Source organism: Methylophilus sp. DMC14, assembly GCF_056314085.1.
This window is the reverse complement of sequence record NZ_JBQUZA010000002.1, coordinates 332,312-357,333: the sequence shown is the minus strand read 5'-3', so window position 1 is coordinate 357,333 and position 25,022 is coordinate 332,312. Positions and strand designations below refer to the sequence as shown.

Below are 25,022 nucleotides of genomic sequence, written 5' to 3'. Positions count from 1 at the left end.
GGACATTATTATGGACGATATCAAGTATTCCTCTTCGCAGCCGCAATCCCTCAAGTATGACCCAGACAAGGATTACGGTACCCCAAAATCAGACAGCGCAGTGATGGTGACCCTCAATATCGATGGGGTGGATGTTACTGTGCCCGAGGGCAGTTCTATCATGCATGCGGCGCAGTTGGGCGGCGTCACCGTGCCCAAGCTCTGTGCTACCGATTCCCTGGAGCCGTTTGGTTCCTGCCGTCTTTGTCTGGTCGAGATCGAAGGCCGTCGCGGCTATCCGGCCTCTTGCACGACGCCAGTCGCCCCCGGGCTTAAGGTGAAGACGCAAACCCCTAAATTGGCGGATGTGCGCCGGGGCGTCATGGAGTTATATATTTCTGACCATCCGCTGGATTGCCTGACCTGTGGCGCCAATGGGGATTGCGAGTTGCAGGACATGGCAGGTGCGGTTGGTTTGCGCGAAGTCCGCTATGGCTACGAAGGCGAAAACCATCTGGGCCAAGTCAAAGATGAGTCCAATCCCTACTTCACCTTTGATCCTTCCAAATGTATTGTCTGTTCACGTTGCGTGCGGGCTTGTGAAGAAACACAGGGCACCTTTGCCTTGACCATTCAAGGTCGCGGCTTTGACAGCAAGGTTTCTGCAGGCAACAAAGACTTTCTGGAGTCCGAATGTGTCTCCTGTGGTGCGTGTGTGCAAGCCTGTCCGACCGCCACATTGATGGAAAAAACCGTGATTGAGGCAGGCACGCCTGAGCACAAAGTGACAACAACTTGTGCCTATTGCGGCGTTGGTTGCAGTTTTGATGCAGAAATGAAAGGTGAGCAGGTTGTCCGCATGACGCCGAGCAAAGCAGGCGGCGCCAACCATGGTCACAGCTGCGTCAAAGGCCGCTTTGCCTGGGGCTATGCGACGCATGCGGATCGCATTACCACGCCCATGATACGCAAGAGTATTCATGATCCCTGGCAAAAAGTGAGCTGGGATGAGGCAATTAATTATGCCGCCAGTGAAATTCAGCGTATCCAGCAAACCTATGGCAAAGAAGCTGTGGGCGGAATTACTTCCAGTCGTTGCACCAATGAAGAAGTCTATGTCACACAAAAACTGATCCGCGCCGTGTTTGGCGTGAATAACGTCGATACCTGTGCCCGTGTGTGCCACAGCCCGACTGGCTATGGCCTCAAGCAAACCCTGGGGGAGTCCGCAGGTACACAGACCTTCGATTCCGTGATGAAATCAGATGTGATTTTCGTCATGGGGGCCAACCCTACCGATGGTCACCCGGTGTTTGGCTCAATGATGAAACGCCGTCTGCGTGAAGGGGCCAAGTTGATTATCGTCGATCCACGTGAAATCGACCTGGTTGCTAATTCTCCCCATATTCGTGCCGACTACCATCTCAAGCTGCGGCCTGGGACCAATGTGGCCATGATTTCAGCCATTTCACATGTGATTGTGACTGAAGGGTTGGTGCAAGAGGACTTTGTTAAAGCGCGCTGCGAATGGGATTCTTATGTGGCCTGGCGTGATTTTGCTGCCAAGCCTGAAAACTCTCCAGAAGCATTGGAAAAAGAATTGGGCGTGCCTGCCAACGAGGTGAGAGAAGCTGCACGCTTGTATGCCACCGGCGGCAATGCGGCAATTTACTACGGGTTAGGGGTCACCGAGCACAGTCAAGGTTCGACCACGGTGATGGGCATAGCCAACCTGGCGATGGCAACCGGCAATGTCGGGCGTGAAGGTGTGGGTGTGAATCCCTTGCGTGGTCAAAACAATGTACAAGGCTCTTGTGACATGGGATCCATGCCGCATGAGTTCCCTGGCTACCGTCATGTGTCTGATGATGAAACTCGGGCGCAGTTCGAGCAGGCATGGGGCGTTAAACTGAGCGCTGACCCCGGGCTGCGTATTCCCAATATGCTGGACTTGGCCGCTGAAGGCAGTTTTAAAGCAGTGTATTGTGTGGGTGAGGATATTGCCCAGTCAGACCCTGACACACAACACGTGACCCATGCACTGGAGAATATGGAATGTGTGATTGTGCAGGACTTGTTCCTGAACGAAACTGCCAAATTCGCGCATGTATTCTTCCCGGGCGCGTCCTTCCTTGAGAAAAACGGGACCTTTACCAATGCCGAACGCCGCATTTCCCCGGTGCGTAAAGTCATGACCCCCAAGAATGGGATGGAAGATTGGGAGATTACTGCCAGATTCTCAACCGCCTTGGGTTACCCCATGCATTACGCCCATGCCAGCGAGATCATGGATGAAATCGCCGCCTTGACCCCTACATTTGCTGGGGTCAGCTTCAAGAAACTGGACGAGTTGGGCAGTATCCAGTGGCCCTGCAATGACGAGGCGCCAGAGGGGACGCCTACCATGCATGTGGATGCGTTTGTGCGTGGCAAGGGCAAGTTCTTTGTTACTCAATATGTGCCCACCACCGAGCGCGTCAACCAGAAATACCCATTGATCCTGACCACCGGCCGTATCCTGTCGCAATACAATGTGGGTGCACAAACTCGACGCACACAAAACGTGGTTTGGCATCATGAGGATGTGATCGAAATTCATCCGCACGATGCTGAGGATCGCGGGATTGTTGAAGGCGATTGGGTGGGGATTACCAGCCGCGCCGGGCAGACCGTGTTGCGCGCCAAGATTACCGAGCGGGTACAACCTGGCGTGGTCTATACCACCTTCCACCATCCTGAGTCCGGTGCCAATGTCATTACCACCGACAACTCGGATTGGGCGACCAATTGCCCAGAGTACAAGGTCACGGCAGTACAGGTGTCCAAGGTGAACCAGTTGTCTGATTGGCAGAAACAATATCGTTCATTCAGCGATACCCAGATTGAGTTGTCCGGCATGGATCCGCAGACGGTTGTTTCCTGATGAGCGAGGCCATTAAGGAGGCTGAGGCACAATGTCGCCTGTCAGCCTATCAGGAAATGCCGGTGCAGTCTGCTGAGCAGGCAGTCACGACGCTGGCGGTGACGCGCTGGCGCCAGGGCGAAGTGACAGTGGTCGCCGACGCCTTGGCGCAAGAAGTCCCGATTGCGTTTGTGTACAACGGGATATCGCATGTGGTGATGATGGCCACGCCGGCAGACCTCGAAGATTTTGCCTATGGCTTTTCGTTTACCGAAGGCATTATTACTGCGCGCAAGCAGATTTACGGTGTAGAGGCTAAAGCGATTGAGGATGACGATGGTCAATTACAAGGCATTGAGCTGCACATAGAATTAGCCACAGAACAATTTGTTTTGCTTAAGGCGCAGCGCCGTAATCTGACTGGCCGCACGGGTTGTGGCTTATGCGGTGCAGAAAGTTTGCAACAAGTATTCAAGCATCCTGACAGGACGGCATCAGCGCCCACCAGACTGGATGCGGCCGTGATAGCCACCGCGCTGGCTGGCTTGCAATCACAGCAGCCACTGCAACAGATGACAGGCGCAACGCATGCCACAGCACTTGCCGACAAACAGGGCAATATTGTGTGCGTGCGGGAAGATGTCGGCAGGCATAATGCGCTGGATAAACTGATCGGTTGCTTGTTGCGCCAGCAAGTCGACTGGCCTGCATGCTGGCTGGATCATTGGGTGCTGACGACCAGTCGCGCCAGTTACGAAATGGTACAGAAAGTGGCGATGGCCGGTGGTCAGGTGTTGGTGGCCATGTCTGCGCCCACCGCCCTCGCCGTCAACCTGGCCAAGGAATATGGTTTTTTACTGGTTGGCTTTGCCAGAGCAGGCCAATGTGTTGTGTATAGTGGTGAGCTTGGCCAAACAAGCTAAGCCGGATAGTCACTGGAAAGCGTGTAGAGAGATGGATGTCGAAAAGTTAATTAAAATGGCTAATCAGATTGGCGATTTTTTTGAGGCAAATCCTGATGCTGAGGAAGCGCAGCGTGAAATTGCCAGCCACCTGAAAAAATTCTGGAATTCGGTCATGATCAACAGCCTGGTTAGCCATGTGCAGCAGCATCAGGGGCAAGGCTTGCATCCGCAAGTGATTGCGGCCGTGCAGCAATATGTAAAATTGTCTTGAAGTGAACAGGGTGACCTGAAGGTCTGGTCGCCGTTTTCTGTATTACTTGTGGTGTCGCTGTAATAATCTGAAAGACTCGCGATTCTGGCGGGTCTGCTCCCCCTCCCAAATGACGCGCCATTCATCCCCGGGCAACACGTGGCGTTTTCCAGGCTGGTCTTCAATCAGGTACAAATCACAGTCTGCCGGTTTTGCAGTCGCCTGGGTTTGCAGGCGTATCTTGGCATGATAGTGCAATAACTCTTCTTGCGAGCTGCCTATGTTTTGCGCATAAATACATTGGTAATGCGTGGGCAAATGCTTGCGCAAGTCTTCAAACAGGGGCTGATAGGTGCGCGCCGCTTCTATCATGGGGAGCCAGAGACTCATGAATACGGTCCAGGCACAGGTCATGCCGATGGCCCAGTTCGTGGCGCTGGATCGGTTGGAGTGTTTGGAACGCAAGACAATAGATAACCAGATCAGCGTCACGGCTACCGCAATCGCACCGTAGAGCAGGCTGAATGGAATCATTTGCAGGCCTGACAGGTAGCTCAGACGCTGATACAGTTTGACGGGGGTGCCATTGAGCATGGCCCACCAACCCAGCCAGGCAATGGCAATCAACAGGCCAAACAAGATCAATCCAAACCAGTTTAAGGCACCCGCTGCGCCACGTTTGAGCGTTTCTATGCTGCCAGCTGCCAGCACGGTCAGCGGGACTAGCAAGGGCAAGGCATTCACTTCACTGCGGTCGCTATAAAAGCCGATCAGTACAAAGGCTACGGTAAAAAAGATCAGTCCCAATTGAAAGCGGTAGGTGCTCAGCACGCTCTGGCGAAAGCGCCAAACGCCCCACATGGCAAAAGGGAGTGCTGGCCAGGCATACCAGGCCAGGGTGCGGACAAAGTAAGCATGCTTTGTCGGGAGTTGCACTTGCCATTGCGATTGCCACCAGGTCTGCCAAAGTTCGGGGGCCCATTGCTGGCATAGCGAGCACCACAGCCAGATGCCAGGCACTGCAAGCAGCACGCCTGCCAGTAAGGCCTGGGATTGTGCACGATGTTGACGAATGGCAGGCAATAGCAGCAGGCAAGCCGTCGTTCCGATAATGGTGAGTGCAGGCAATACGCCACCCGCCAGAAATGAGATCAGCAAGCCTGCCCCTAGCAAGCCTGCAGCACGTAATGGCTTGCGGATGACGAGTGCCAGGGCGTAAAACGCCATGGTGATGCCACTCAAGGCCGCCACGGCCGGCATCATGGTGTGTGCGCTCACCACCAACCCCAGGCAACCTATGAAAATGAAATTGGTTTGTCTGCCAACACCAAAGTTCCACAGCTCCCGCCCACTTAAGCCCATCATGATCAGTGTCAGCAACATCCAGACACCAACGCTCAGTCGGGCTGCATCATGTATAGGTAAAAATGGGGAGAGCAGATGCGCAAAACCAGTTGCGACCCAGTAAAACAAGGGCGGGGTTTCCAGGGCAGGGTGGCCTGCCGATACTGGCGCAATCCAGTAGCCTTCGGTCCAGCTTTGCATGGACAGGAACGGATGTTCAAACAGGCTTTGGACGATACTGGCCGTCTGCGACTCGAACGGCTTCCAGGGTGAATGCCCTATCAGACCCACGCACAACCAGATGGCACAGAGCAGGATCAGCAAATGTGTTTTTGCCCGCTCACCGACCTTGGCGCGCGGGGTAGCCATGTTTTCTTGCCAGTCGTGGTCAATGTAAAACTGCATGGTGGAATACAGATCGCGAAGTAAACGCCCTTAACAAGAACAGATCATTCAGCTCAAGCTTAATGCCTATAGATTAAAACAAAAAAGGCAGCCATGCTGCCTTTCTGGACGATCTTCGCCGAAATTACATGCCGTATTTTTGGCGGAATTTCTCAACGCGACCAGCGGTGTCCACGATCTTCTGTTTACCAGTGTAGAACGGGTGGCACTGTGAACAGACTTCAATGTTCAAGTCTTTACCGTTAGTAGAACGGGTTTTAAATTTGTTGCCACAGCTACATGTGACGTTGATTTCCGGGTAATTTGGGTGAATATCAGCTTTCATGCTTTCTCTCTAATCTTAAGCAGTTGCAGTAAACGCGCGATTATCTATGAATTCGTCTGCTTTATCAAGCACAATCTCAAAAATATTTGTATCGTTGGCAGCATTAGCCGCGACGCATACTGTCAAAAAAGTCGTTGTTGCTCTTGGTTGCCTTGATTTTATCAAGCAAGAACTCCATCGCCTCGAGGTCGTCCATGGGGTAGAGCAATTTGCGCAATACCCAGATTTTCTGCAACACATCTTTATCCAGCAACAGTTCTTCGCGGCGGGTGCCGGACTTGTTGACGTTGATCGCCGGATAAGTACGTTTCTCGGCCATGCGTCTATCCAGATGGATTTCCATGTTGCCGGTGCCCTTGAATTCTTCGTAGATCACATCGTCCATGCGTGAGCCGGTATCAACCAGCGCCGTGGCGATGATGGTCAGCGAACCGCCTTCTTCGACGTTACGTGCTGCACCAAAGAAGCGCTTGGGTTTTTGCAGGGCATTGGCGTCCACACCACCAGTCAAGACCTTGCCGGAAGATGGGATCACCGTGTTGTACGCACGCGCCAAACGCGTGATGGAGTCGAGCAGAATGACGACATCTTTTTTGTGCTCAACCAGGCGTTTGGCTTTTTCCAGCACCATTTCAGCCACTTGTACGTGGCGGGTGGCAGGTTCGTCAAAGGTTGAAGCCACCACTTCGCCACGCACTGAGCGGGTCATCTCGGTCACTTCTTCCGGGCGCTCGTCGATCAGCAACACAATCAGAATACAGTCAGGATGGTTAGCCGTAATCGCGTGTGCAATATTTTGCAGCATGACCGTTTTACCGCTTTTCGGACTGGCGACCAGCAAGGCGCGCTGACCTTTACCAATAGGTGCAATCATGTCGATCACACGGCTGGTGATGTTCTCTTCACCGCGGATATCGCGTTCCAGCGTCAGTGGGATGGTCGGGAATAGCGGGGTCAGGTTCTCAAACAGAATCTTGTGTTTGGTATTTTCGGGCGCCTCGGCATTGACGCTGTCTACCTTGACCAGCGCAAAGTAACGTTCGCCTTCTTTAGGCGTGCGGATTTCACCTTGAATGCTATCACCTGTGTGCAGGTTGAAGCGGCGAATCTGTGAAGGGGAGACGTAAATGTCGTCGGGACCTGCCAGGTAGGAGGTATCGGGTGAGCGCAAAAAGCCAAATCCGTCAGGCAACACTTCCAGCGTGCCATCACCAAAAATGCTGTCGCCCTTTTTTGCCTTGTTTTTAAGGATGGCAAAAATGAGATCCTGCTTGCGCATACGGCTCGCATTTTCAATGTCGTTGGCGATCGCCATTTCGACCAGTTCGGTCACAGGAAGGTGTTTAAGGTCGGATAGGTGCATGAATAACTCGCAAGATTGAAAAACATCTGAGAGATTGAAAAGGAAACCCGGTTTCGCAGACGTTGAAACCGGGTAAAGAAGTTAGATGTTGCTGTCGATGAACGCGCTGAGTTGAGATTTGGACAAGGCGCCCACTTTGGTGGCTTCAACATTGCCGTTTTTGAATAACATCAGTGTAGGAATGCCACGGATACCATATTTAGGCGGTGTGTTCTGGTTGTCATCAATGTTGAGCTTGGCAACTTTCAGGCGACCCGCATACTCTTTGCTGATCTCATCCAAAATCGGCGCAATCATCTTGCAAGGTCCGCACCATTCTGCCCAGTAATCAACCAGTACCGGAATCGTGGATTGCAATACTTCTTGTTCAAAGCTGGCGTCGCTTAAATGGGTAATGTTGTCGCTCATTATTGCCTCTTAAGATTGGTGAAGGATGTAAGTCAATAGTAGACAGGGTATCAACAGAAAAATTCTGAATGTGTTTGACTAAATATTGTTTAGGCTAAACGTTATTTGAATCAGTTGAATCAATTGTTTTTGAATGAGTAATTTGCTGAAAACTGAAATTACTAAAAAGATTGCAGCTAGTATAGCAACAGTTTTCAAGCATAATCAAGTTTTTCCCTGCATTATTGTTTGTAAATGCGGCGTATCTTCATTAAAAACAAGAGGGCTTGATGTTATTTAACATGTTGCGCATCGGATGGCTGAGTCTATGGCTATTATCAAGCATGAGCGAGACCCAGGCGCAGGAGGCAACCAAGGACTGGGTGATGCAGGATATGGCTGGTCATAAACATCAGCTTTCCCATTACAAGGGGCGTTGGCTGGTGGTGAATTACTGGGCCCCCTGGTGTCCGCCCTGTCTTGAAGAAATGCCTGAACTGGTGACGTTTTATGATGCCCATGTTAATCAAAACGTGATGGTGCTCGGGGTGGCGGTCCAGTATGAGTCTGTGGCCTCAGTCAAGAAGTATGCCGATGATATGCTGATTTCTTATCCGGTGGTGCTCGGTGAGGCGCAAAAGCCGACGGCTCACAAGCCTGAAGTTTTGCCCACCACCTATATTTATGCGCCAGATGGCCGCTTGTATCAAGTTAAACGCGGCGCGTTGAGTCGCGCCTGGTTAGAGCAGTTACTCAAGGAATCCGCGTTTAATGTCCCCGTAAAGCCCTAGTCTAAATGTTGACTGCTTCGCCGGCTGGGTTGATCACGCTCAACTGGTTCTCTTTTGCAAACTGCATCAGCTGCTCAAAGCCAGCCGGATTCACGTCTTTAAGCTTCATATCCACAGACAGGCTGCGTACATTGTTGACCAGTTTGGGTTTCAAATAGGGCGAGTAGCGCAGCTTCTTGTCAACGCCAAAGCTGGCATAGGTGCTGCACATACGGTCTACCCAGTCGCTCGGGCGGAAAGGTTTCCCCGCCAGTGTGATGCCTTGAATAATAATTTCCTGAGTTTCCATGCGGATTCCTTAAAAAATACAAATTAATAGTCAGGGGTAAGCGTTATCAGTACGAGCACTGGGATGCATAAAAACCTCACAGAAGGACTGCAATGTTTGCGCATCGCGACTGATGCCGCCTATCCTTAGTTGGTATATTCGAAAACTTTGACCACCTTGCTCACGCCTTCGGTGCTTCTGGCGATTTCGACGGCATCATTGGCCTCTTTTTCAGAAACGATGCCCATCAGGTAAACCACACCGGCTTCGGTCACGACTTTAACGACATTGGCCGGAAACAGATTTTCGCTGACAAAACGGGCTTTGACCTTGGTGGTGATGTAAGCATCATTGGTGCGGTCACTGATAGAAGAGGCAAAGCCTATGGTTAAGGCATTGTGTATGCTGCGTACGTTTGAGATTTCGCGGGTCAGCGTTTCAGCCTGGGTTTGTTGTCCGGCGTTAGGCACTTCGCCAGTCAGCAACACGATGCGGTTATAGCTGGTCACATTGATATGTGAAGCTTTATCCATATATTGCGACATGCGCTTCATCGTTTTGAGTTCAATATTCTCGTCTTCAACATAAATGCCTGAGGTGCGACGGTCTGCCGCCATTGAGCCACCGACTGCGGCACCGCCAACGACCGCCGGGAAGCAGCCTGTCAATTGCACGGTTAATAATACCAATGCGATCAGTGAGAGTTTTTTTGTCATGAGAATTCCTTGTGATGACTTAGGTGAAACAAACGGATGAGCTAATGTGACAGGCATTCAAGCATAAAATTCTACGCTTTTTATGTGTCGATTGCATTACGAATCCATTCTGGCGATTGGTAGCGGCTGTTGTCAAACAGAATGGCATCAAACCGGCATGGCGGCTGGCGGTCAAGGCTTTGCAGGTAATACTGCGCGGCGCGTAGCAGTTTTTGCTGCTTGTGATAGTGAATACTGTCGGCCGCACTGGTAAATGCCCGGTTGCTGCGCAAGCGCACTTCTACAAACACCAGCGTGTTCTTTTCGTGCATGATGAGGTCAATTTCGCCATAGCGGCAGCTGTAATTTTGTGTCACCAGAGTGAGGCCCTGCTGTTGCAGAAAACGCGCAGCGGCTTGTTCCGCAGCCAATCCCTGATTGTTTTGATTCAGCTTCATAGGGTTCTCACCAGAATAATGCCTGCATTTGGGTTGTTGAATACGCAATGAAACAACTTAGCGAATTGCCTGCGATGGCATAAAATAGCGCGATGACACAGTCAGGCACATTATATGTAGTTGCGACGCCTATCGGCAATCTGGGCGATATGACGCAGCGCGCAATCAGCACATTGCAGCTGGTGGATGCGATTGCCGCAGAAGATACCCGGCATACGGTGGGGTTGTTAAGGCATTTGGGCATCAGCAAGCCTTTACTGGCGGTGCATGAACACAACGAGCAGCAATCGGCACAAGGCTTGATCAAGCGTCTGCAGGCGGGGGAGTCGATTGCTCTGGTGACCGATGCCGGTACACCTGCTGTCAGTGATCCTGGTGCGCTGGTAGTACATGCGGTGAGGCAGGCAGGATTGGCGGTGGTGCCGATTCCAGGCGTGAGCGCTGTCATTACGGCATTGTCGGCCGCAGGCATCGCACAGCCCGGTTTTTACTTTGAGGGTTTTTTGCCCGCCAGTGGCTCGCAGCGGCGCAAGCGGTTAGAGATATTGAAAACGCTGCCAACCACGCTGGTTTTTTATGAGGCACCGCACCGTATTGTGGAGTGTGTCACTGACCTGGCCGCTGTGCTGGGTGGTCACCGTCAGCTGACGCTGGCGCGCGAGCTGACCAAGACCTTCGAGACCATACACACCTGTGGCTTGGCCGAAGCGGTCGCCTGGTTGCAGGCAGACCCCAACCAGCAACGTGGCGAGTTTGTCTTGCTGCTACATGCTGATGTGCAGGAAAAAGCCGAGGGTCTGGATGAGGAAACATTAAGGATACTGCAACGCCTGTTACAGGAGTTGCCCCTCAAGCAGGCGGTGGCACTGGCAACTGATATCACTGGCCAGAAAAAAAATGAACTCTATGAAGCGGCGCTGGCGTTTAAGGCCGCCAATACTCATGAATAAAGGTATGAATGCATGACAACCAAAATTACCCTCACCCGTCCCGATGACTGGCATTTGCATCTTAGAGATGGCGAAGGCTTGAAAGCAGTTTTGCCGGATACGGCTAAACAGTTTGCACGCGCCATCGTGATGCCTAACTTGCGGCCACCTGTGACCACCGCCGAGGCCGCGCTGGCTTACTATCAGCGCATTAAACAAGCCTTGCCAGCGGGCATGGTGTTCGAGCCCCTGATGACGCTTTACCTCACAGATAATACGCCTGCCAGTGAAATCGCTGCGGCACGTCAATCTGGGGTGGTGCATGCGGTCAAACTGTATCCGGCGGGCGCTACGACCAACAGTGACTCAGGCGTGACCAGCCTGCAAAAATGTGCAGCCGCCTTGGCCGAGATGGAAAAGCAGGGCATGCCCTTGCTGATACACGGTGAAGTCACCGATGGCGATGTCGATGTGTTTGACCGTGAAAAAGTATTTATCGAGCGCCATTTGCAACCGCTGCTCAAGGATTTTCCTGGCCTTAAAGTGGTGTTTGAGCATATCACCACGCAAGACGCCGCCGAGTTTGTGGCGGCCGGACCAGCCAATCTGGCCGCCACCATCACCGCCCATCATTTGCTGATGAACCGCAACGCCATGTTTACTGGTGGTATCCGTCCGCATCATTACTGCCTGCCGGTGCTCAAGCGCGAAACGCATCGCGCCGCACTGGTCAAAGCCGCGACCTCCGGTTCGCCCAAATTCTTTTTGGGGACAGACAGCGCACCACATCCAAAATCTGCCAAAGAAGCTAGCTGTGGCTGCGCAGGCATGTATACCGCGCATGCGGCGATTGAGCTATACGCCGAAGCCTTTGAAGAAGCAGGCGCGCTGGATAAGCTCGAAGGTTTTGCCAGCTTTTATGGCCCGGATTTTTACCATCTGCCACGCAATACTACTCAGGTGACCTTGCACAAACAAAGCTGGCTGGTGCCTGAGAGCATTCCTTTTGCGGATGATGCGCTGGTGCCCTTGCGCGCCGGGCAGACTGTGGCATGGAAGCTGGTTTAAAGTTGCCAGTTGATCGGCGCTTGGCCCTGTGCAGCCAGATAGGCATTGATTTTGGAAAACTGGTGATTGCCAAAAAAACCACGGTGCGCCGAGAGTGGTGAAGGGTGCACCGATTTTAAAACCAGATGTTTATTGGGGTCTATCATGGCCCCTTTCTTTTGTGCGTAGCTGCCCCACAGCACAAACACCAGGCCTGTCCGCTGTGCATTCAATGCAGCAATCGCCGCATCAGTAAACTGCTCCCAGCCACGGTTCTGGTGCGAACCGGCATTGGCCATTTGCACCGTCAGGGTGGCATTCAGTAACAGCACCCCTTGATCGGCCCAAGGTGTCAGGTCGCCACTCCCACTCATGCGCACCCCAAGATCGGCTTCAATCTCTTTAAAAATATTCATGAGTGAAGGTGGGGGTGCCACGCCTGCAGGCACGGAGAAGCTTAGGCCATGGGCTTGCCCCGGCCCATGGTATGGGTCCTGGCCGATAATCACCACGCGTACTTTATCGAAGGGCGTGTGATTAAAGGCATTAAAAATCAGGGGGCCTGGCGGGAAAATGGTTTTACCGGCCGCTTTTTCCTGTTGCAAAAAAGCCTTGAGCGAGTGCATATAAGGCTGTTCGAATTCTGCGCCAAGCACGGCTTGCCAGGTCGGGTCCAGTTGGCCGGGTTTTTCTGTTGAGGTCATGAGCATTCAAGTCCAGGATAATTCCGCACATTATAGGGTGTTCGTTCAGGCATGGTAAAATAGCGTTGAAGCCAACCAGACAGTCGCCGCCTGTGCAAACAGGGGGAGGAAAGTCCGGGCTGCACAGAGCGGGATGACGGCTAACGGCCGTACGCTGAAAGCTGACAACAGTATAAGGCGAGGAATAGGGCCACAGAGACGAGTAAGCCTCTTTAGTGAGGTGGATGTGAAACGCGGTAACCTCCATCTGCAGCAATATCAAATAGGCTGGCATTTTACGCAAGTAATAAGGCGTGGCTCGCGCTGCCAGCGGGTAGATAGCTTGAGCGTGTAAGTAATTGCACGCCTAGAGGAATGACTGTCAGCTACGCAAGTAGTTACAGAACCCGGCTTACCGGTTGGCTTTACTTTTTATTACACGACCACTTTCCAAGTGGTCGCTTCCCTGGCTGGATATCAGGCCACCTCACCCATCCCTCCCTCAATTTGTCATGTGCCGGGGGCTGTTAAAGCATGCGGGGCCATCGACGGGGCTCTTCCTGACGCAGATTAAGGCGCTTAAATCAACAATATAGTAGAGTCTCTGCAACGGGTTGATATTCCTTTCAGTTCTACGGGAGGATGTTCGCGGTCTGTCACTGTTGCGGTGATTGATTTTCGATCAATCTGGCGTTTCGAAAAGAGGTGTTAAGAGCGGCGTAGCCGAACGCCTTTGAAGCTGTGCGATCGCGAGACTTTCTTGTATAGTTTGCGTATTAATAAATAAAAACGGTGATGGATGATGGGGATGTTGAGTAGCTTGGGCAGGGGGATCATAGCGATCATCATCGCTGTGCTGTCCATTGGCTTGGTGCAGGCCTCTCCTCAATCGATAGAGGGTGTCTGGTCGCTAGTCCATGCCTATAAAGGCGGGCAAAGTCCCCAGCAGTTTCTCTCTGATCCACTGCGTCAAAAGTACGCGCCTGTTGCGACGGTGAGTCCGAGAGGCGGGCATTATCTTTATATTGCTTCGTTTGAAATCAAGACAAACAACGCGTATGTGGTTGATTTCAAAAATACCAGTACCATAGAGTATTTCCAGCATCAGGTGTATGACGAGCGAGGGCATGAGGTGGCGAAGCTGGAAGGGGGGATTGGCCGTCGAATTGAGAATCCCTTTTTCTTGAGGCATGGCCGCAGTGTCAATCTGGCACCAGGAAAATATGTCTTGGCCACGCAATTGATTTCTACCAATTATTTGGCGATTCCCGAGCCTTATTTAGATGATGAGGCCAGTTACATGCATGCCATCAAGCGTGGAAATGCGCTGACGCTGTTTGGTTTGGGGGTCTTTTGGGGGTTGGGCATCTACTATACGGTACTGGCGACCAGCCGTAATCGTAAAGTGGAAGCCATGTATGCCATTTTTATTGCGGGTAATTTTCTTTTTAACAGTGCCGCCCTGCTGGTCCTTTCCGACCTGTTTAATCTTCACTCCATCTATTGGGCTTCGATGCCTATCCTGTTTTCCAGTATTGCGTACATCCTGTTTGTGATGCATTTGCTGGAAATCAACCCGTATCAACACAAGCGACTCTATGCGGCGGGGCGGGTGATTTTGGTGGTGATGGTCTTGTTTTTGTTGTTGGCCATTGCTTTCCCCAATTGGGCATTGGAGTTTTGCCGCTATGAAGTTGGGCTGTTTTTATGTTATGGACTGGCTACGGCCATCAGGCAAAGCCAGCGTAAAAATGCCACTGCCAAACGCTATTTAATCGCGATTAGCCTGTTTTTTGTGTCGGGCATTATTACGATCAGCCTCAGCAAAATGCATCAACAGTTTGATTTGTATATCGAACATCTGGGCTTGGTGAGTGTGGCCATTGAGGTGGTATTGCTGGCATTGGTGCTTTCCTTTCAATTTGCCCAATTGCACCAAGAAAAAGAAGAGGCATTAGAGGCGCTAGGTATGACGGAAAAAGTGGCCAATTCGGATGCTTTAACCAGCTTGCCTAATCGCTATGCGTTTGTAAAAGCGCTGGATCGGTTGCCCATGCAGAGTAGCCTGACCTTTATTGATCTGGATGGACTCAAGTTTTATAACGATCATTACGGCCATGCACGTGGGGACGAATTGCTTATCTGTTTTGCAAAAAAATATCAGCATTATTTAGGCAGTACGCTCATTTTGTATCGATTGGGCGGGGACGAGTTTGCCGTATTAAGCCACAAAGGTGAGGTGGTCGTTGTAGAGCGGGCGCTGCAAGAGGCGGTTGAAAATATGCGCCGTGAGGGATTTGAGTTTTCCGGGGCCAGCGCAGGGTCCGCCTATTATTATGAGGTTGATAATATCTCTGAGTTTATGCGTTTGGCAGATATGCGCATGTATGAAAATAAGCGTGTGCGCAAGATACAATAACAAAACAAGAGCCGTAACACGGCAAGATAAGTTGCGCTGAGGATGCCATGTTCATCAGTGCGCAGCATTGGGGCAATTCATCGTTCATTAATCAAGGGGGAGTTTATGTTTGCAACTGCAACAACACGTTCTGCGCTGGTGATGACCATTTTGGCGATGATACTCATCCCATTGATCTCATCCTGGTTTGCTTATCCATCTACGCATCTTCCACCTGGTTTCGGTATTTTTCCGCCGCAGTTTGTTGAAGACCCGCCTGGCTTTAATTTGATCGTGTTTGTTGTCATTGCACTGCTCGAAGCTGCGGTTGCGATTTTTTTAATCTTCCCGCAATGGTTCGGCTTTAAGCCGGTCACCCCTTCTCCGCAGCCTGTTCTGCGCGCCTTGCCTTGGTGGTTTTGGGCCGGGATGGTGGTCACGCTGTTTTTCTGGTGGTTGATGTGGGCGCGTACGACCCCGTTTGGTGATCTGGTGTATTACGCGTTTACCCCCATGTGGTGGGGATTTATCTTTGTGCTCGATGGCCTGACATTCCGCTATGCGGGCGGCTACTCGCTGTTTGCCAGCCGCCCCAAGACATTTCTGATCAGTGCGGCTGTCTCGCTAGGCGGCTGGTATTTCTTTGAGTATTTTGATTATTTTGCCTTGGGTAACTGGTACTACCCCAATACAGATGATATTCCTGCATTAAGCCATGCCAAGATCGTATGGATTTTTCTGTTTGCGTATACCACTGTGTGGCCGGCGATTTTTGAGTGGTATACCTTGCTCAATGCGTTTCCAAAATTTGTCGCACGCTATGCACAAGGTCCAGCGCTCTCACTGCCGGCCAAGCCGATGTTATACCTGAGCTTTGTCTTGTTGGCTGCCGTGCCGTTCTGGCCATATCCATTATTTTGGGCCATGTGGATTGCGCCTTTAATCGGCATTAGCGCCATATTGATAATGCGTGGCATCTGGACGCCATTTACCGATGTCGCAAAAGGCAATTGGAGTCCAGTACTGTTGATGGCGCTGAGTGCCATCATTAACGGCTTGTTCTGGGAAGTGTGGAACTATGGTAGCGCGCATCCCGTATTGCCAGTCACCAACCCTAATTATTGGGTATACGATATCCCTTACGTGAATGTGATACATATTTATGTCGAAATGCCGCTACTGGGCTTTGCCGGGTATTTGCCGTTTGGGGTGCTCGCCTGGGTCATATTTCTCTGGGCGGGCAAGGTATTTGGATTTAACACTGACCTTCTTAAAAGCGGTCAGGGACATTAAGGGCTAGCGCCATTGTCCAGTGAACGTCATCTGGCAGGTTAAGCTGAACTCAGCTTAACCTGTGTCTGTTTACCACTGTTTGCTCAGCATCATGTGCAGGAAAAAACCGCCGTTATTCGCTTCGGTATTTTGTCCGAACACATTGCTATTGTAAGTCACGTCTTTGGGCAGCAACCATTCGATACCACTGGTGATTTTCCAGTTGGAATCAAGCTTGCGAGCCATGCCCAGCGTGATGTGTTGTTCTAGGGTCGCCGCCAGCAGCGCGCTGGAATTTTGCCTGGGTACCGGATTTTTACCATAGTTGTAACCTGCATATAGCGTCGTTTTGTCGTCGTAGCGATAGGCCGCGCCCAGCGCGTAGACCAGTTGATCATGCCAGTTCTGCGGGTTGACCGTTCTCAGTTGACTCGCTGCTGATGGATTGTCAGGATCTTGCCAGGTGGTGGTGACATCCTTAATGGCATCGCTCCATTGTATCCAGTTGATTTTGGCGGAGAGCAGCCAACGGTCATCCGGTTTGAATGCAGCACCAATCGCTACCTCGCGCGGCAGAGCAAACCCCTTAATGCTCAAGTCACGATAACGGACCACCCCGGATGCGCCATTATTCACCAATGATGTCCCGCCAGTCAGTGGCAATTCTGTTTTTTCGGTGTAGCTAAAGCCCAGTGTCCATTGCTCATCCAGTCGATATTGCACGCCTACCTTAAAGCCTGGGCGTATCGTATCTGCACCTTTGTTTTTAAACCCTGAAAATACGTTGTTCGGGACAGAAGTGTTGTAAAAAAAACCTTGCTTGATGCTGGCGTAATTGATGCTCAGTACGGCGCCGACGGATAAACGGTCATTCACCTGGCAAGCCATGCCCGGCGTGATTTTGGCGATACCAAACAAAGAGTACATTTCGTCATTGGTGCCAAACGGCGTGTTGATATGCTTAAACACCGCCCCGGCCCCGCCTTGGGTAAAAAAGCCGATGCCCGCGGTACAGGGTAGATCCTCCAGTGCTTGTGCATATCCGCCACCAGCCAATAAGGTGTAACGATTATCTGCGTGCTGGTCATTGCGCGCGTCAACCTGTTCGAGATGGGTGGTGCGCAGCAGTGAGCCGTAAGCATCGAACTGCTTGCTCTTGATTTGCACCAACCCGGCCGGGTTGGTATTTAGTGCGCTGGTATCCCGTGCCACAGCGGTATCCGCCCCGCCCATCAGGGTGGATTCAGCGCCGTAACCAATGAGCAGAATGCCATTGGTCGCCCTCACTGGCAGGCTCATTGCCATTAAAAGGAGTGTGAGTAAACGAATTGTGCGGAATATCATCGGTGGCATGACTGGGGTCTAATTTTGGCTAGGGTCTAATTGATAAGTTAACTTTTTAACTATGTATTCGGACCCGCCAGTTATACCGCTTTTACAACGTATTTGATTGGGCGATTAAACAGGGATGCATGGGCCAATTTTGCAAAAGCATATCTTTTTTAAGGAAGTTTTCCTATATGTTTATAGCGGTAATCATTGTTGAGTGGTCTGTTTGAGGGGGCCTTAGGCTAAATAAGCGCATGTCAGGCATTGTTAATGGTTTAGCGTCAGTCGTATTATTTGGTTAGAGCCGCTGGTTTGTGTTCCCGTTGCCAGGCATCCAATACGGCTTCCATTCTCTGCTGGTGGTAGCCGCGCACCACCTCTCCTGCCACTAATAAGACGGGGACGCCGTTTGCCGCCAGCCGCTGGTATTGGCTGCGCGCTTCTTCTGAGGTTTCGATATTCATTTCTTTATAGGGAATGCCTTTCGTTGCCAGCAGTGCGCGCGTTTTTTCGCAATAGGGGCACCAGTCGGTGGCGTAGAGCACCACCTGCCCATGGCTAAAATCTAGTGGCGGGTTCAGGTAAAACCACCAGGTATGCCATTGCATGGCCAGCAAAATCGCTGTCCCTAAAATCAGGAAGTTTAAGCGTGGGGAAAGTTTCATCAAAAGAGTGTATGTGGAATGGCGGGCATGCTTGCCTAGACCTGTTTTTTGCCTAAAAAATCACCCGAAAATACTGTTTTTTAATTATTCAATAATTTCAATGGGATAGCTATCCTTATTAAACAACTTTATGTATTAATTGCGCCAATGCGTTGATTTGAATTGCTTTGTTAAAATGCTCTAAGTCATTGTCTTTAAAAGAGATTTTTTCACCCAAAGTGCTTGCCAAGCACTTTTTTTTTATCTATAGTGTGCAAAAGGGTGATTTTGTGTTGAATTGTGGGAAATTATTCCTTTTTTCAACAAGAAATAGGGTTAAGGATCAAAATTGATGTTTCGCGGGGCGGTACAGTTGAGTTTGGATGCGAAGGGGCGGCTAAGTGTGCCGGCCAAGCATCGTGACGCCCTGACGGCCGGTGGGCAGGGGGAGGTTGTGCTGACTGCGCATCCTCACCGTTGCCTGATTTTGTATCCAAAAGCAGCTTGGGAGCCGATTGAGACCAAGCTGACCAGTTTGTCCAGTTTTAATCCTCAAACCAGTGGTATTCAGCGCATGATCGTCGGTCAGGCAGATGTGATGCATCTGGATTCTGCGGGCCGCTTGCTGGTGAATGCTGTACTGCGCAAATTTGCCAAGCTCGACAAGGAGGTGATGATGGTCGGGCAGGGTAGTCATTTTGAATTGTGGGATCTGGCCGCATGGGATCAGCAGCTGGAAAGCCTGATGGCGGCGGATCAATTACAGATTCCACAAGAACTCGAAGGATTCTCGCTATGACGCGGGGCGCGAAGTCAGCGCCCGCGTCCTTGACGGAAACGTCAGTGTCACCAGCCGCCGCCAGTCATATCACCGTGTTGTTGCATGAGGCGGTGGATGCCTTGAATGTGCGGGCGGATGGCGTGTATGTGGACGGGACGTTTGGCCGTGGCGGACATAGTCGCCGCATTCTTTCCCAGCTGGGTAGTGAAGGCCGTTTGATCGCGCTGGACCGTGATCTGGCGGCTGTTGCGCATGGGCAGGCGATTGCCGATGCGCGTTTTAGCATGGTGCATGCACATTTTTCCTCCATGGCGGAGGTGCTTGAGTCATTGGGTGTGCAGGCAGTGGATGGCATTTTGCTCGATCTGGGGATTTCGTCGCCACAGATTGATGAGGGTGAGCGTGGTTTCAGTTTCCGTTTTGACGGGCCGCTGGATATGCGTATGGATCAAAGCCGCGGCAAGACTGCGGCGCAGTGGCTGGCTGAAATGCCAGAAAAACAATTGGTGGAGGTGATTAAAGATTATGGTGAAGAACGGTTTGCTAAGCAGGTTGCAAGGGCGCTTGTTAAAGAGCGCGAAGATGGGCATGCCATCACCACTACAGGACAACTTGCCAAGATCGTGGCAGGCGCCATCCCCAAGAATGAGCCGGGCCAGAACCCTGCAACGCGCACATTTCAGGCTTTACGGATTTTCGTCAATCAAGAGCTTGAGGAACTCTCGCTAGTGTTGCCGGATTGCTTACGTTTGTTGCGCCCGCAAGGCCGTCTGGCGGTGATCAGCTTCCATTCGCTGGAAGATCGCATCGTCAAACGCTTTATTCAGTCGGAAGCCGATCGCGACAACCTGCCCGCAGGCTTGCCTGTACGCGCCAAAGACTTGCCACAGCCGCGCATGATGCCCGTGGGCAAGGCGATCAAGCCAAGCAAGGCTGAAGTGGCAGCAAATGTACGTTCACGCAGCGCGGTTTTGCGCGTGGCTGAACGCACCACGGTGCAGTAGTTAAATGATGCCATCGTTTGAACAAGGCTTAGACCAGTGATCCGGCTCAATTTGATTTTGTTTGCATTGACGATTGCGATGGCGCTGGGTGTGGTCACGGCCCAATACAAGGCGCGCAAACTGTATTTTGAGCTGGACCGGCAAGAAATGCTGACCAAACAGTACATGACCGAGTATGACCAGTTGCAAATTGAGCAGAGCACCTGGGCCATGCATTCGCGCCTGGAAGAGTTTGCGACCACCCGTTTGCATATGCACAGCCCGAGCATGCAGCAAACGCAGGTCATTCTGCTGGATGCGCCAGCGGCGCCCTGAGCAGGCGTGACGAGGATCAAGAGTCATGTTGCTTAAGGAAAGCCAACACAAGCTGGTCAAGCTGCCGGCCTGGCGCAGAAGAACGCTGCTGGTCTTGCTGCTATTGAGTTTTGTCCTGTTGCTGGGGCGCGGGTTTTACCTGCAAACCTTGCACAAGGATTACCTGATTAAAAAGGGTGAGGCGTTTTCGCGGCGCAAAGTGGTGTTGATGCCACATCGCGGCAAGATTTATGACCGTAACTTCAAGCCATTGGCGATCAGCTTGCCAGTGGAGTCGGTATGGGCTAACCCGACCGACGTACAGTTTACGGCGGCGCAGCTTAAGCAAATGGCGAAATTGCTAGAGATGCCGCCCAAAGAGCTGCAACAGAAGTTGCAGAAAAAGAAAAAAGAATTTGTGTATATCAAACGGAGAGTGGCGCCCGATGTGGCAAAACAGGTGATGGCGATGAAAGTGCCCGGCGTATTCAGTCAAAAAGAATACAAACGCTTCTACCCTGCGGCAGAAGTGGCGGCGCATATCGTCGGTTTCACGGGCGTGGATGACACTGGCGTGGAGGGCATGGAGCTCTTCCGCAACAATGTTCTGTCTGGCACACCGGGCAAGCGAGACTTCGTGCGTGACCGCAAGGGCCATGTTGTCGAGGATCTGGTCGCGGTCAAACTGCCGCATGATGGTCAGGATCTGGTACTCAGCATAGACCGCACCGTGCAATATGTGGTGCACCGCGAGTTGTCGCGTGCGGTTGAAAAACACAAAGCCAAAGCGGCGGCAGCGGTGGTGCTGGATGCCAAAACCGGCGAGGTGCTGGCCTTGGTCAATATCCCGACCTATAACCCAAACAATCCGGTCAATGTCGCCAGCAAGCTGCGCAACTCGGCCATCGTCAATATTTTTGAACCGGGCTCGACCATGAAGCCGGTCACTGCGGCGGCAGCCATGGAGTTTGGTCCTTACCAGCCCGATACCAAAATCCAGACTGCCCCCGGCTTTTTGCGTATTGGGACCGCCACCATTCACGATGCACACCCGAATCAGGTATTGACGGTGTCACAGGTGATCCAGAAGTCCTCCAACGTTGGTTCGGCCAAAATGGCGCTCGATTTAAACCGCGAGCAATTGTGGAACACCTATGTGCAACTCGGCTTTGGCTCTCCGACCAAAATCGGGTTCCCGGGCGAGGCCTCTGGCAAGGTGCGTGATTACAAGACCTGGCGTCCGATTGAGCAGGCCACCATGTCTTACGGTCACGGCATCAGCGTGACCTTGTTGCAGTTGGCGCGGGCTTATACCGTGTTTGCCAACGAGGGCGAATTGCTGCCGGTGACACTGAATAAACTCTCCGAGCCACCTGTTGGGCGTCAGGTGTTTTCAGCCAAAGTGGCCAATTCGGTCAAGGACATGCTGGAACTGGTCGTGCAGCCTGGCGGCACCGCGATCAAAGCGCAAGTCACTGGTTACCGCGTGGCGGGTAAAACCGGCACGGCGCACAAACTCGGTGACCATGGCTATGAGCACGACAAATATGTGGGTTCGTTTGTTGGCATGGTGCCCGCCTCTAATCCGCGCCTGATTATGGCGGTGATGATAGACGAACCGAGCAATGGCGAATACTACGGTGGTAGTGTGGCGGCGCCGGTGTTTAGCGCGGTGATGAATGATGTGTTGCGCATGCTGGTGATCCCGCAAGACGGCAATGCGCTGCCTGTGACGCCGCCTGCGGATGCGGCTGAAGTCAAGGAGGCGATGTGAGTAAATACATTATTCCCGCGCCCGTCCATGGCATCACGGCAGATAGCCGCAAGGTGGAAAAGCATGGCTTGTTCCTCGCTTATCCTGGTCAGCACAGCGATGGCCGCGATTACATCGCCGATGCCATTGCCAAAGGTGTGAATACTGTGATCTGGGATAGTGAGGGCTTTGACTGGAACCCTGACTGGCAAGTCCACAATATTGCGATTCCCGAGCTGAAATATCAGGTGGGCCATATCGCCAGCCAGTTTTACAAAAATCCATCCGAGCAGTTGTGGTGTGTAGGTGTCACCGGTACTAACGGCAAAACCACGGTCACGCATTGGCTGGCGCAGGCTTACCGCTTTTTGCAGCGGCAGTCTGCTGTGATTGGCACACTGGGTAATGGCGTGCTCGAAGACTTGCAGCCCACGCAAAATACCACACCGGGCCCGGTAGAGTTGCAAAACATGCTGGCCAACTTTGTGCTGGACCAGGTGCAGATGGTGGCGATGGAAGTGTCTTCGCATGGCCTGGATCAGGGGCGTGTGAATGGGGTGGCCTTTGATGTGGCTGTGTTCACCAACCTGACGCGTGATCATCTGGATTACCACCTGACCATGGAGGCTTATCAGGCTGCAAAACGCAAATTGTTTGACTGGCAGAGCCTGTCAGCCGCGGTCATCAATCTGGATGATGCCTTTGGTGCCAGCTTGATTGCCGAACTGCGCAAGCAGGGCAAAACCGTGATCAGTTATGGTTTGCAACCTGAAGCAGATATTTGTGCCACGGCCGTGACCATGCATGCCACCGGTTTTGAAATCAAGGTGCGTACACCGCATGGCATTGGCGAAGTGCAATTGCACGCGCTGGGCCAATTCAATGTGTATAACGCATTGGCGGTACTGGGCAGCCTGCTGGCCAACCAGGTAGCCTTGCCTGCCGCCTTGCAGGCTGTGTCGGGGCTGGTGCCGGTGGCTGGCCGCATGCAGATGTTTGGTGGTGGCGACCTGCCGCTGGTGGTGGTGGATTATGCCCATACGCCGGACGCGCTGGAGAAAGCGCTGCATACCTTGCGCATGCAAACCCGCGGCAAGCTGACTTGTGTATTTGGCTGTGGTGGTGACCGTGATAGTGGCAAGCGCAGTGAAATGGGGCGCATTGCTGATGAATTGGCCGATCTGGTGTTGATGACCAATGACAATCCGCGCAGTGAGAATCCCTACGCCATTATTGCGGCGATTGCCGAGGGTATGCGCCGTGAAGCTGCGGTCGAGACTGACCGTGCCAAGGCGATTGCATTGGCGGTCAGCCAGGCGGGTAAAGGCGACGTTGTGTTGGTGGCTGGCAAGGGGCATGAAGACTATCAGGAAATCCAGGGCATCCGCTATCCGTTCAGTGATGCGGAGTGGGTGCAAAGCGCATTGAAGAAAAAGGTGAACGCATGATTGCGCTGAAAACCATCGCCGAGGTATTGCAAGGCACTTTGCTGGGCAACGACGTCACAGTGACTTCGGTAGATACTGACAGTCGCCGCGTACTACCCGGGCAATTGTTTGTGGCCTTGCCGGGTGAGAAATTTGACGGCCATGACTTTTTGCCGCAAGTGGCTGCGCAAGGCGCGGTGGCAGCGCTGATCAGCAAGCCCGTAGAGACCGATTTGCCTGCCGTGCTGGTGAAAGACACCCGCCTGGCGTTAGGCCAGCTGGCCAGCTGGTGGCGCCAGCAATTGGCATTGCCACTGATTGCGGTCACTGGCAGTAACGGCAAAACCACCACCAAAGAAATGATTGCCGAGATTATGCAAGGGCATGTCGGCGGCACCGATCTGGTGTTGGCCACCGCCGGTAACTTTAATAACGATATCGGCATGCCGCTGACCCTGTTGCGTTTGCGCGCAACGCACCGGTGCGCCGTGATCGAGATGGGCATGAATCATCTCGGTGAGATTGATTACCTGACGCGTCTGGCGCGGCCAAATGTGGCGGTCATCAATAATGCGGGCACTGCGCACATTGGTGAACTGGGGTCTCGGGAAAACATTGCCAAGGCCAAGGGCGAAATTTTTGCCGGATTGGCTGCGGACGGGGTCGCCGTGATCAATGCCGATAGCGACTTTGCCGATTACTGGCGCGGCTTGAATCCTGCGCGCCGGGTGTTGAGCTTTGGCATGCAGCAGGCCGCCGATGTGCACGGTGAAATGCTGGATGGTGACAGTCAGTTCAAGCTTAGCTTTCAAGATGAGTCTGTCGAGGTCACGCTGGCCGTGCCAGGTGCTCACAACGTGATGAACGCACTTGCCGCTGCTGCGAGCTGTCTGGCCGCGGGTGTCAGTCTGACCGAAGTGGCGCAAGGCTTGGCCCGGTTTGCAGGCGTCAAGGGCCGGTTGCAACAAAAAACCGCGGCCTGTGGTGCGCGCCTGATTGATGACACTTATAACGCGAATCCGGATTCGATGAAGGCGGCGCTCGATGTGCTCAGCAGCCTGGGCGCGAATACCGTGTTTGTGATGGGCGACATGGGCGAACTCGGCGCGGATGCTGAGGCCATGCACGCACAGATTGGCCACTATGCCAAAGACCGGGGTATTCGTCAGTTTTATGCACTGGGTACCCTGACTAAAGCCGCTGCGCAGGCGTTTGGGTCGCAGGCACAACATTTTGAGTCATTGCCCATCCTGGTCGAGGCCTTAAATCAGGCGGTGACTGCGCAAGACATCGTATTGGTCAAAGGGTCACGCTTCATGCAAATGGAGCGCGTGGTACAGGCGTTGGTTGAGGCGCAAGCCACTGAACAGGTGGGGAAATAGGAAGAGT

Annotated in this window: 24 protein-coding genes and 1 other RNA gene; 15 read left to right on the top strand and 10 right to left on the bottom strand. The window is 52.4% G+C overall.

Translation table 11 applies throughout. The features are described 5' to 3' along the window. Nucleotides 1–10 precede the first annotated feature (10 nt). The 3 genes from fdhF to ACT53C_RS05960 are packed head-to-tail and all read left to right on the top strand — an operon-like array spanning nucleotide 11 to nucleotide 4,057. Entirely contained in the window at nucleotides 11–2,902 is a 2,892-nt protein-coding gene (gene fdhF, locus ACT53C_RS05970) for a formate dehydrogenase subunit alpha (RefSeq protein WP_476145259.1), read from the top strand. Further along, complete coding sequence (fdhD, locus tag ACT53C_RS05965; RefSeq protein ID WP_476145258.1) at nucleotides 2,902–3,804, top strand: formate dehydrogenase accessory sulfurtransferase FdhD; 903 nt, start codon at nucleotides 2,902–2,904, stop codon at nucleotides 3,802–3,804. The genes fdhF and fdhD overlap by 1 nt, the downstream gene beginning before the upstream one ends. 55 nt (nucleotides 3,805–3,859) lie before the next feature. Beyond that, nucleotides 3,860–4,057, top strand: coding sequence for a formate dehydrogenase subunit delta (locus ACT53C_RS05960; RefSeq protein ID WP_275356542.1), 198 nt, complete (start codon nucleotides 3,860–3,862; stop codon nucleotides 4,055–4,057). Between the two features lie 42 nt (nucleotides 4,058–4,099). Here ACT53C_RS05960 and ACT53C_RS05955 read toward each other — a convergent pair whose 3' ends face one another. The 4 genes from ACT53C_RS05955 to trxA form a co-directional block, all read right to left on the bottom strand. Continuing rightward, on the bottom strand, nucleotides 4,100–5,785 hold the full coding sequence (locus tag ACT53C_RS05955; protein ID WP_194749172.1) for an ArnT family glycosyltransferase: 1,686 nt from the start codon (nucleotides 5,783–5,785) through the stop codon (nucleotides 4,100–4,102). 124 nt (nucleotides 5,786–5,909) lie between these two features. Then, nucleotides 5,910–6,110, bottom strand: coding sequence for a 50S ribosomal protein L31 (gene rpmE / locus ACT53C_RS05950; protein WP_018987393.1), 201 nt, complete (start codon nucleotides 6,108–6,110; stop codon nucleotides 5,910–5,912). A gap of 103 nt (nucleotides 6,111–6,213) precedes the next feature. Then, the gene (gene rho, locus ACT53C_RS05945) at nucleotides 6,214–7,473 is read right to left on the bottom strand and encodes a transcription termination factor Rho (RefSeq protein ID WP_194749173.1); all 1,260 of its coding nucleotides are present in this window, start codon (nucleotides 7,471–7,473) and stop codon (nucleotides 6,214–6,216) included. 81 nt (nucleotides 7,474–7,554) lie between these two features. Further along, on the bottom strand, nucleotides 7,555–7,881 hold the full coding sequence (trxA, locus tag ACT53C_RS05940) for a thioredoxin TrxA (RefSeq protein WP_194749174.1): 327 nt from the start codon (nucleotides 7,879–7,881) through the stop codon (nucleotides 7,555–7,557). A 269-nt stretch (nucleotides 7,882–8,150) separates the two neighbouring features. Here trxA and ACT53C_RS05935 point away from each other — a divergent pair, with 269 nt between their 5' ends. Continuing rightward, entirely contained in the window at nucleotides 8,151–8,651 is a 501-nt protein-coding gene (locus ACT53C_RS05935; RefSeq protein WP_476145257.1) for a TlpA family protein disulfide reductase, read from the top strand. Nucleotide 8,652: 1 nt separating this feature from the next. On the opposite strand, the gene ACT53C_RS05930 is transcribed toward ACT53C_RS05935, so the two are convergent. From ACT53C_RS05930 to ACT53C_RS05920, 3 genes are all read right to left on the bottom strand, one after another. Next, nucleotides 8,653–8,940, bottom strand: coding sequence for a DUF3579 domain-containing protein (locus ACT53C_RS05930; RefSeq protein WP_194749175.1), 288 nt, complete (start codon nucleotides 8,938–8,940; stop codon nucleotides 8,653–8,655). Between the two features lie 125 nt (nucleotides 8,941–9,065). Beyond that, a complete protein-coding gene (locus tag ACT53C_RS05925) occupies nucleotides 9,066–9,635 on the bottom strand; it encodes a BON domain-containing protein (protein WP_476145256.1) in 570 nt (189 codons plus the stop codon). Between the two features lie 80 nt (nucleotides 9,636–9,715). Further along, nucleotides 9,716–10,072 carry a YraN family protein gene (locus ACT53C_RS05920; RefSeq protein WP_476145255.1) on the bottom strand — a complete coding sequence of 119 codons (357 nt, stop codon included), beginning with the start codon at nucleotides 10,070–10,072 and terminating at the stop codon, nucleotides 9,716–9,718. 92 nt (nucleotides 10,073–10,164) lie between these two features. On the opposite strand from ACT53C_RS05920, the gene rsmI reads away from it, so the two are divergent. Together rsmI and pyrC are read left to right on the top strand one after the other, a co-directional pair. Beyond that, entirely contained in the window at nucleotides 10,165–11,022 is an 858-nt protein-coding gene (gene rsmI / locus ACT53C_RS05915; RefSeq protein ID WP_476145254.1) for a 16S rRNA (cytidine(1402)-2'-O)-methyltransferase, read from the top strand. A gap of 12 nt (nucleotides 11,023–11,034) precedes the next feature. Beyond that, a complete protein-coding gene (pyrC, locus tag ACT53C_RS05910; protein ID WP_338656356.1) occupies nucleotides 11,035–12,069 on the top strand; it encodes a dihydroorotase in 1,035 nt (344 codons plus the stop codon). Here pyrC and ung read toward each other — a convergent pair. After that, nucleotides 12,066–12,758, bottom strand: coding sequence for a uracil-DNA glycosylase (ung, locus tag ACT53C_RS05905; protein WP_476145253.1), 693 nt, complete (start codon nucleotides 12,756–12,758; stop codon nucleotides 12,066–12,068). The two genes, pyrC and ung, sit on opposite strands and share 4 nt — an antisense overlap. A 61-nt stretch (nucleotides 12,759–12,819) precedes the next feature. On the opposite strand from ung, the gene rnpB reads away from it, so the two are divergent. The 3 genes from rnpB to ACT53C_RS05890 all read left to right on the top strand — a co-directional run bounded on the left by rnpB (nucleotide 12,820) and on the right by ACT53C_RS05890 (nucleotide 16,422). After that, nucleotides 12,820–13,162: RNase P RNA component class A (gene rnpB / locus ACT53C_RS05900), an RNA gene on the top strand. A 377-nt stretch (nucleotides 13,163–13,539) separates the two neighbouring features. Continuing rightward, nucleotides 13,540–15,150 carry a GGDEF domain-containing protein gene (locus tag ACT53C_RS05895; protein ID WP_476145252.1) on the top strand — a complete coding sequence of 537 codons (1,611 nt, stop codon included), beginning with the start codon at nucleotides 13,540–13,542 and terminating at the stop codon, nucleotides 15,148–15,150. A 105-nt stretch (nucleotides 15,151–15,255) separates the two neighbouring features. Beyond that, entirely contained in the window at nucleotides 15,256–16,422 is a 1,167-nt protein-coding gene (locus tag ACT53C_RS05890) for a mechanosensitive ion channel protein MscS (RefSeq protein WP_476145251.1), read from the top strand. Nucleotides 16,423–16,491: 69 nt separating this feature from the next. Here the strand turns inward: ACT53C_RS05890 and ACT53C_RS05885 are convergent, their stop codons facing one another. Both ACT53C_RS05885 and ACT53C_RS05880 read right to left on the bottom strand, forming a co-directional pair. Next, nucleotides 16,492–17,688 (bottom strand): OmpP1/FadL family transporter, encoded by a 1,197-nt coding sequence (locus tag ACT53C_RS05885; protein WP_476145250.1) that lies wholly within the window; start codon nucleotides 17,686–17,688, stop codon nucleotides 16,492–16,494. Nucleotides 17,689–18,020: 332 nt separating this feature from the next. Then, nucleotides 18,021–18,395: a glutaredoxin family protein gene (locus ACT53C_RS05880; RefSeq protein ID WP_476145249.1), complete on the bottom strand. Its 375-nt coding sequence runs from the start codon at nucleotides 18,393–18,395 to the stop codon at nucleotides 18,021–18,023. Nucleotides 18,396–18,726: 331 nt separating this feature from the next. Here ACT53C_RS05880 and mraZ point away from each other — a divergent pair, with 331 nt between their 5' ends. From mraZ to ACT53C_RS05850, 6 genes are read left to right on the top strand one after another with little or no spacing between them, the layout of a single operon-like run. Further along, nucleotides 18,727–19,173 carry a division/cell wall cluster transcriptional repressor MraZ gene (gene mraZ, locus ACT53C_RS05875; RefSeq protein ID WP_275356553.1) on the top strand — a complete coding sequence of 149 codons (447 nt, stop codon included), beginning with the start codon at nucleotides 18,727–18,729 and terminating at the stop codon, nucleotides 19,171–19,173. Continuing rightward, on the top strand, nucleotides 19,170–20,159 hold the full coding sequence (rsmH, locus tag ACT53C_RS05870) for a 16S rRNA (cytosine(1402)-N(4))-methyltransferase RsmH (RefSeq protein WP_379073434.1): 990 nt from the start codon (nucleotides 19,170–19,172) through the stop codon (nucleotides 20,157–20,159). The genes mraZ and rsmH overlap by 4 nt, the downstream gene beginning before the upstream one ends. 36 nt (nucleotides 20,160–20,195) lie before the next feature. After that, entirely contained in the window at nucleotides 20,196–20,474 is a 279-nt protein-coding gene (gene ftsL, locus ACT53C_RS05865) for a cell division protein FtsL (RefSeq protein WP_194749185.1), read from the top strand. Between the two features lie 25 nt (nucleotides 20,475–20,499). Then, nucleotides 20,500–22,227 (top strand): peptidoglycan D,D-transpeptidase FtsI family protein, encoded by a 1,728-nt coding sequence (locus ACT53C_RS05860; RefSeq protein ID WP_476145248.1) that lies wholly within the window; start codon nucleotides 20,500–20,502, stop codon nucleotides 22,225–22,227. Beyond that, entirely contained in the window at nucleotides 22,224–23,654 is a 1,431-nt protein-coding gene (locus tag ACT53C_RS05855) for a UDP-N-acetylmuramoyl-L-alanyl-D-glutamate--2,6-diaminopimelate ligase (protein ID WP_379073435.1), read from the top strand. Before ACT53C_RS05860 ends, ACT53C_RS05855 begins: the two co-directional genes overlap by 4 nt. Continuing rightward, complete coding sequence (locus ACT53C_RS05850) at nucleotides 23,651–25,015, top strand: UDP-N-acetylmuramoyl-tripeptide--D-alanyl-D-alanine ligase (protein ID WP_476145247.1); 1,365 nt, start codon at nucleotides 23,651–23,653, stop codon at nucleotides 25,013–25,015. The genes ACT53C_RS05855 and ACT53C_RS05850 overlap by 4 nt, the downstream gene beginning before the upstream one ends. Nucleotides 25,016–25,022 lie beyond the last annotated feature (7 nt).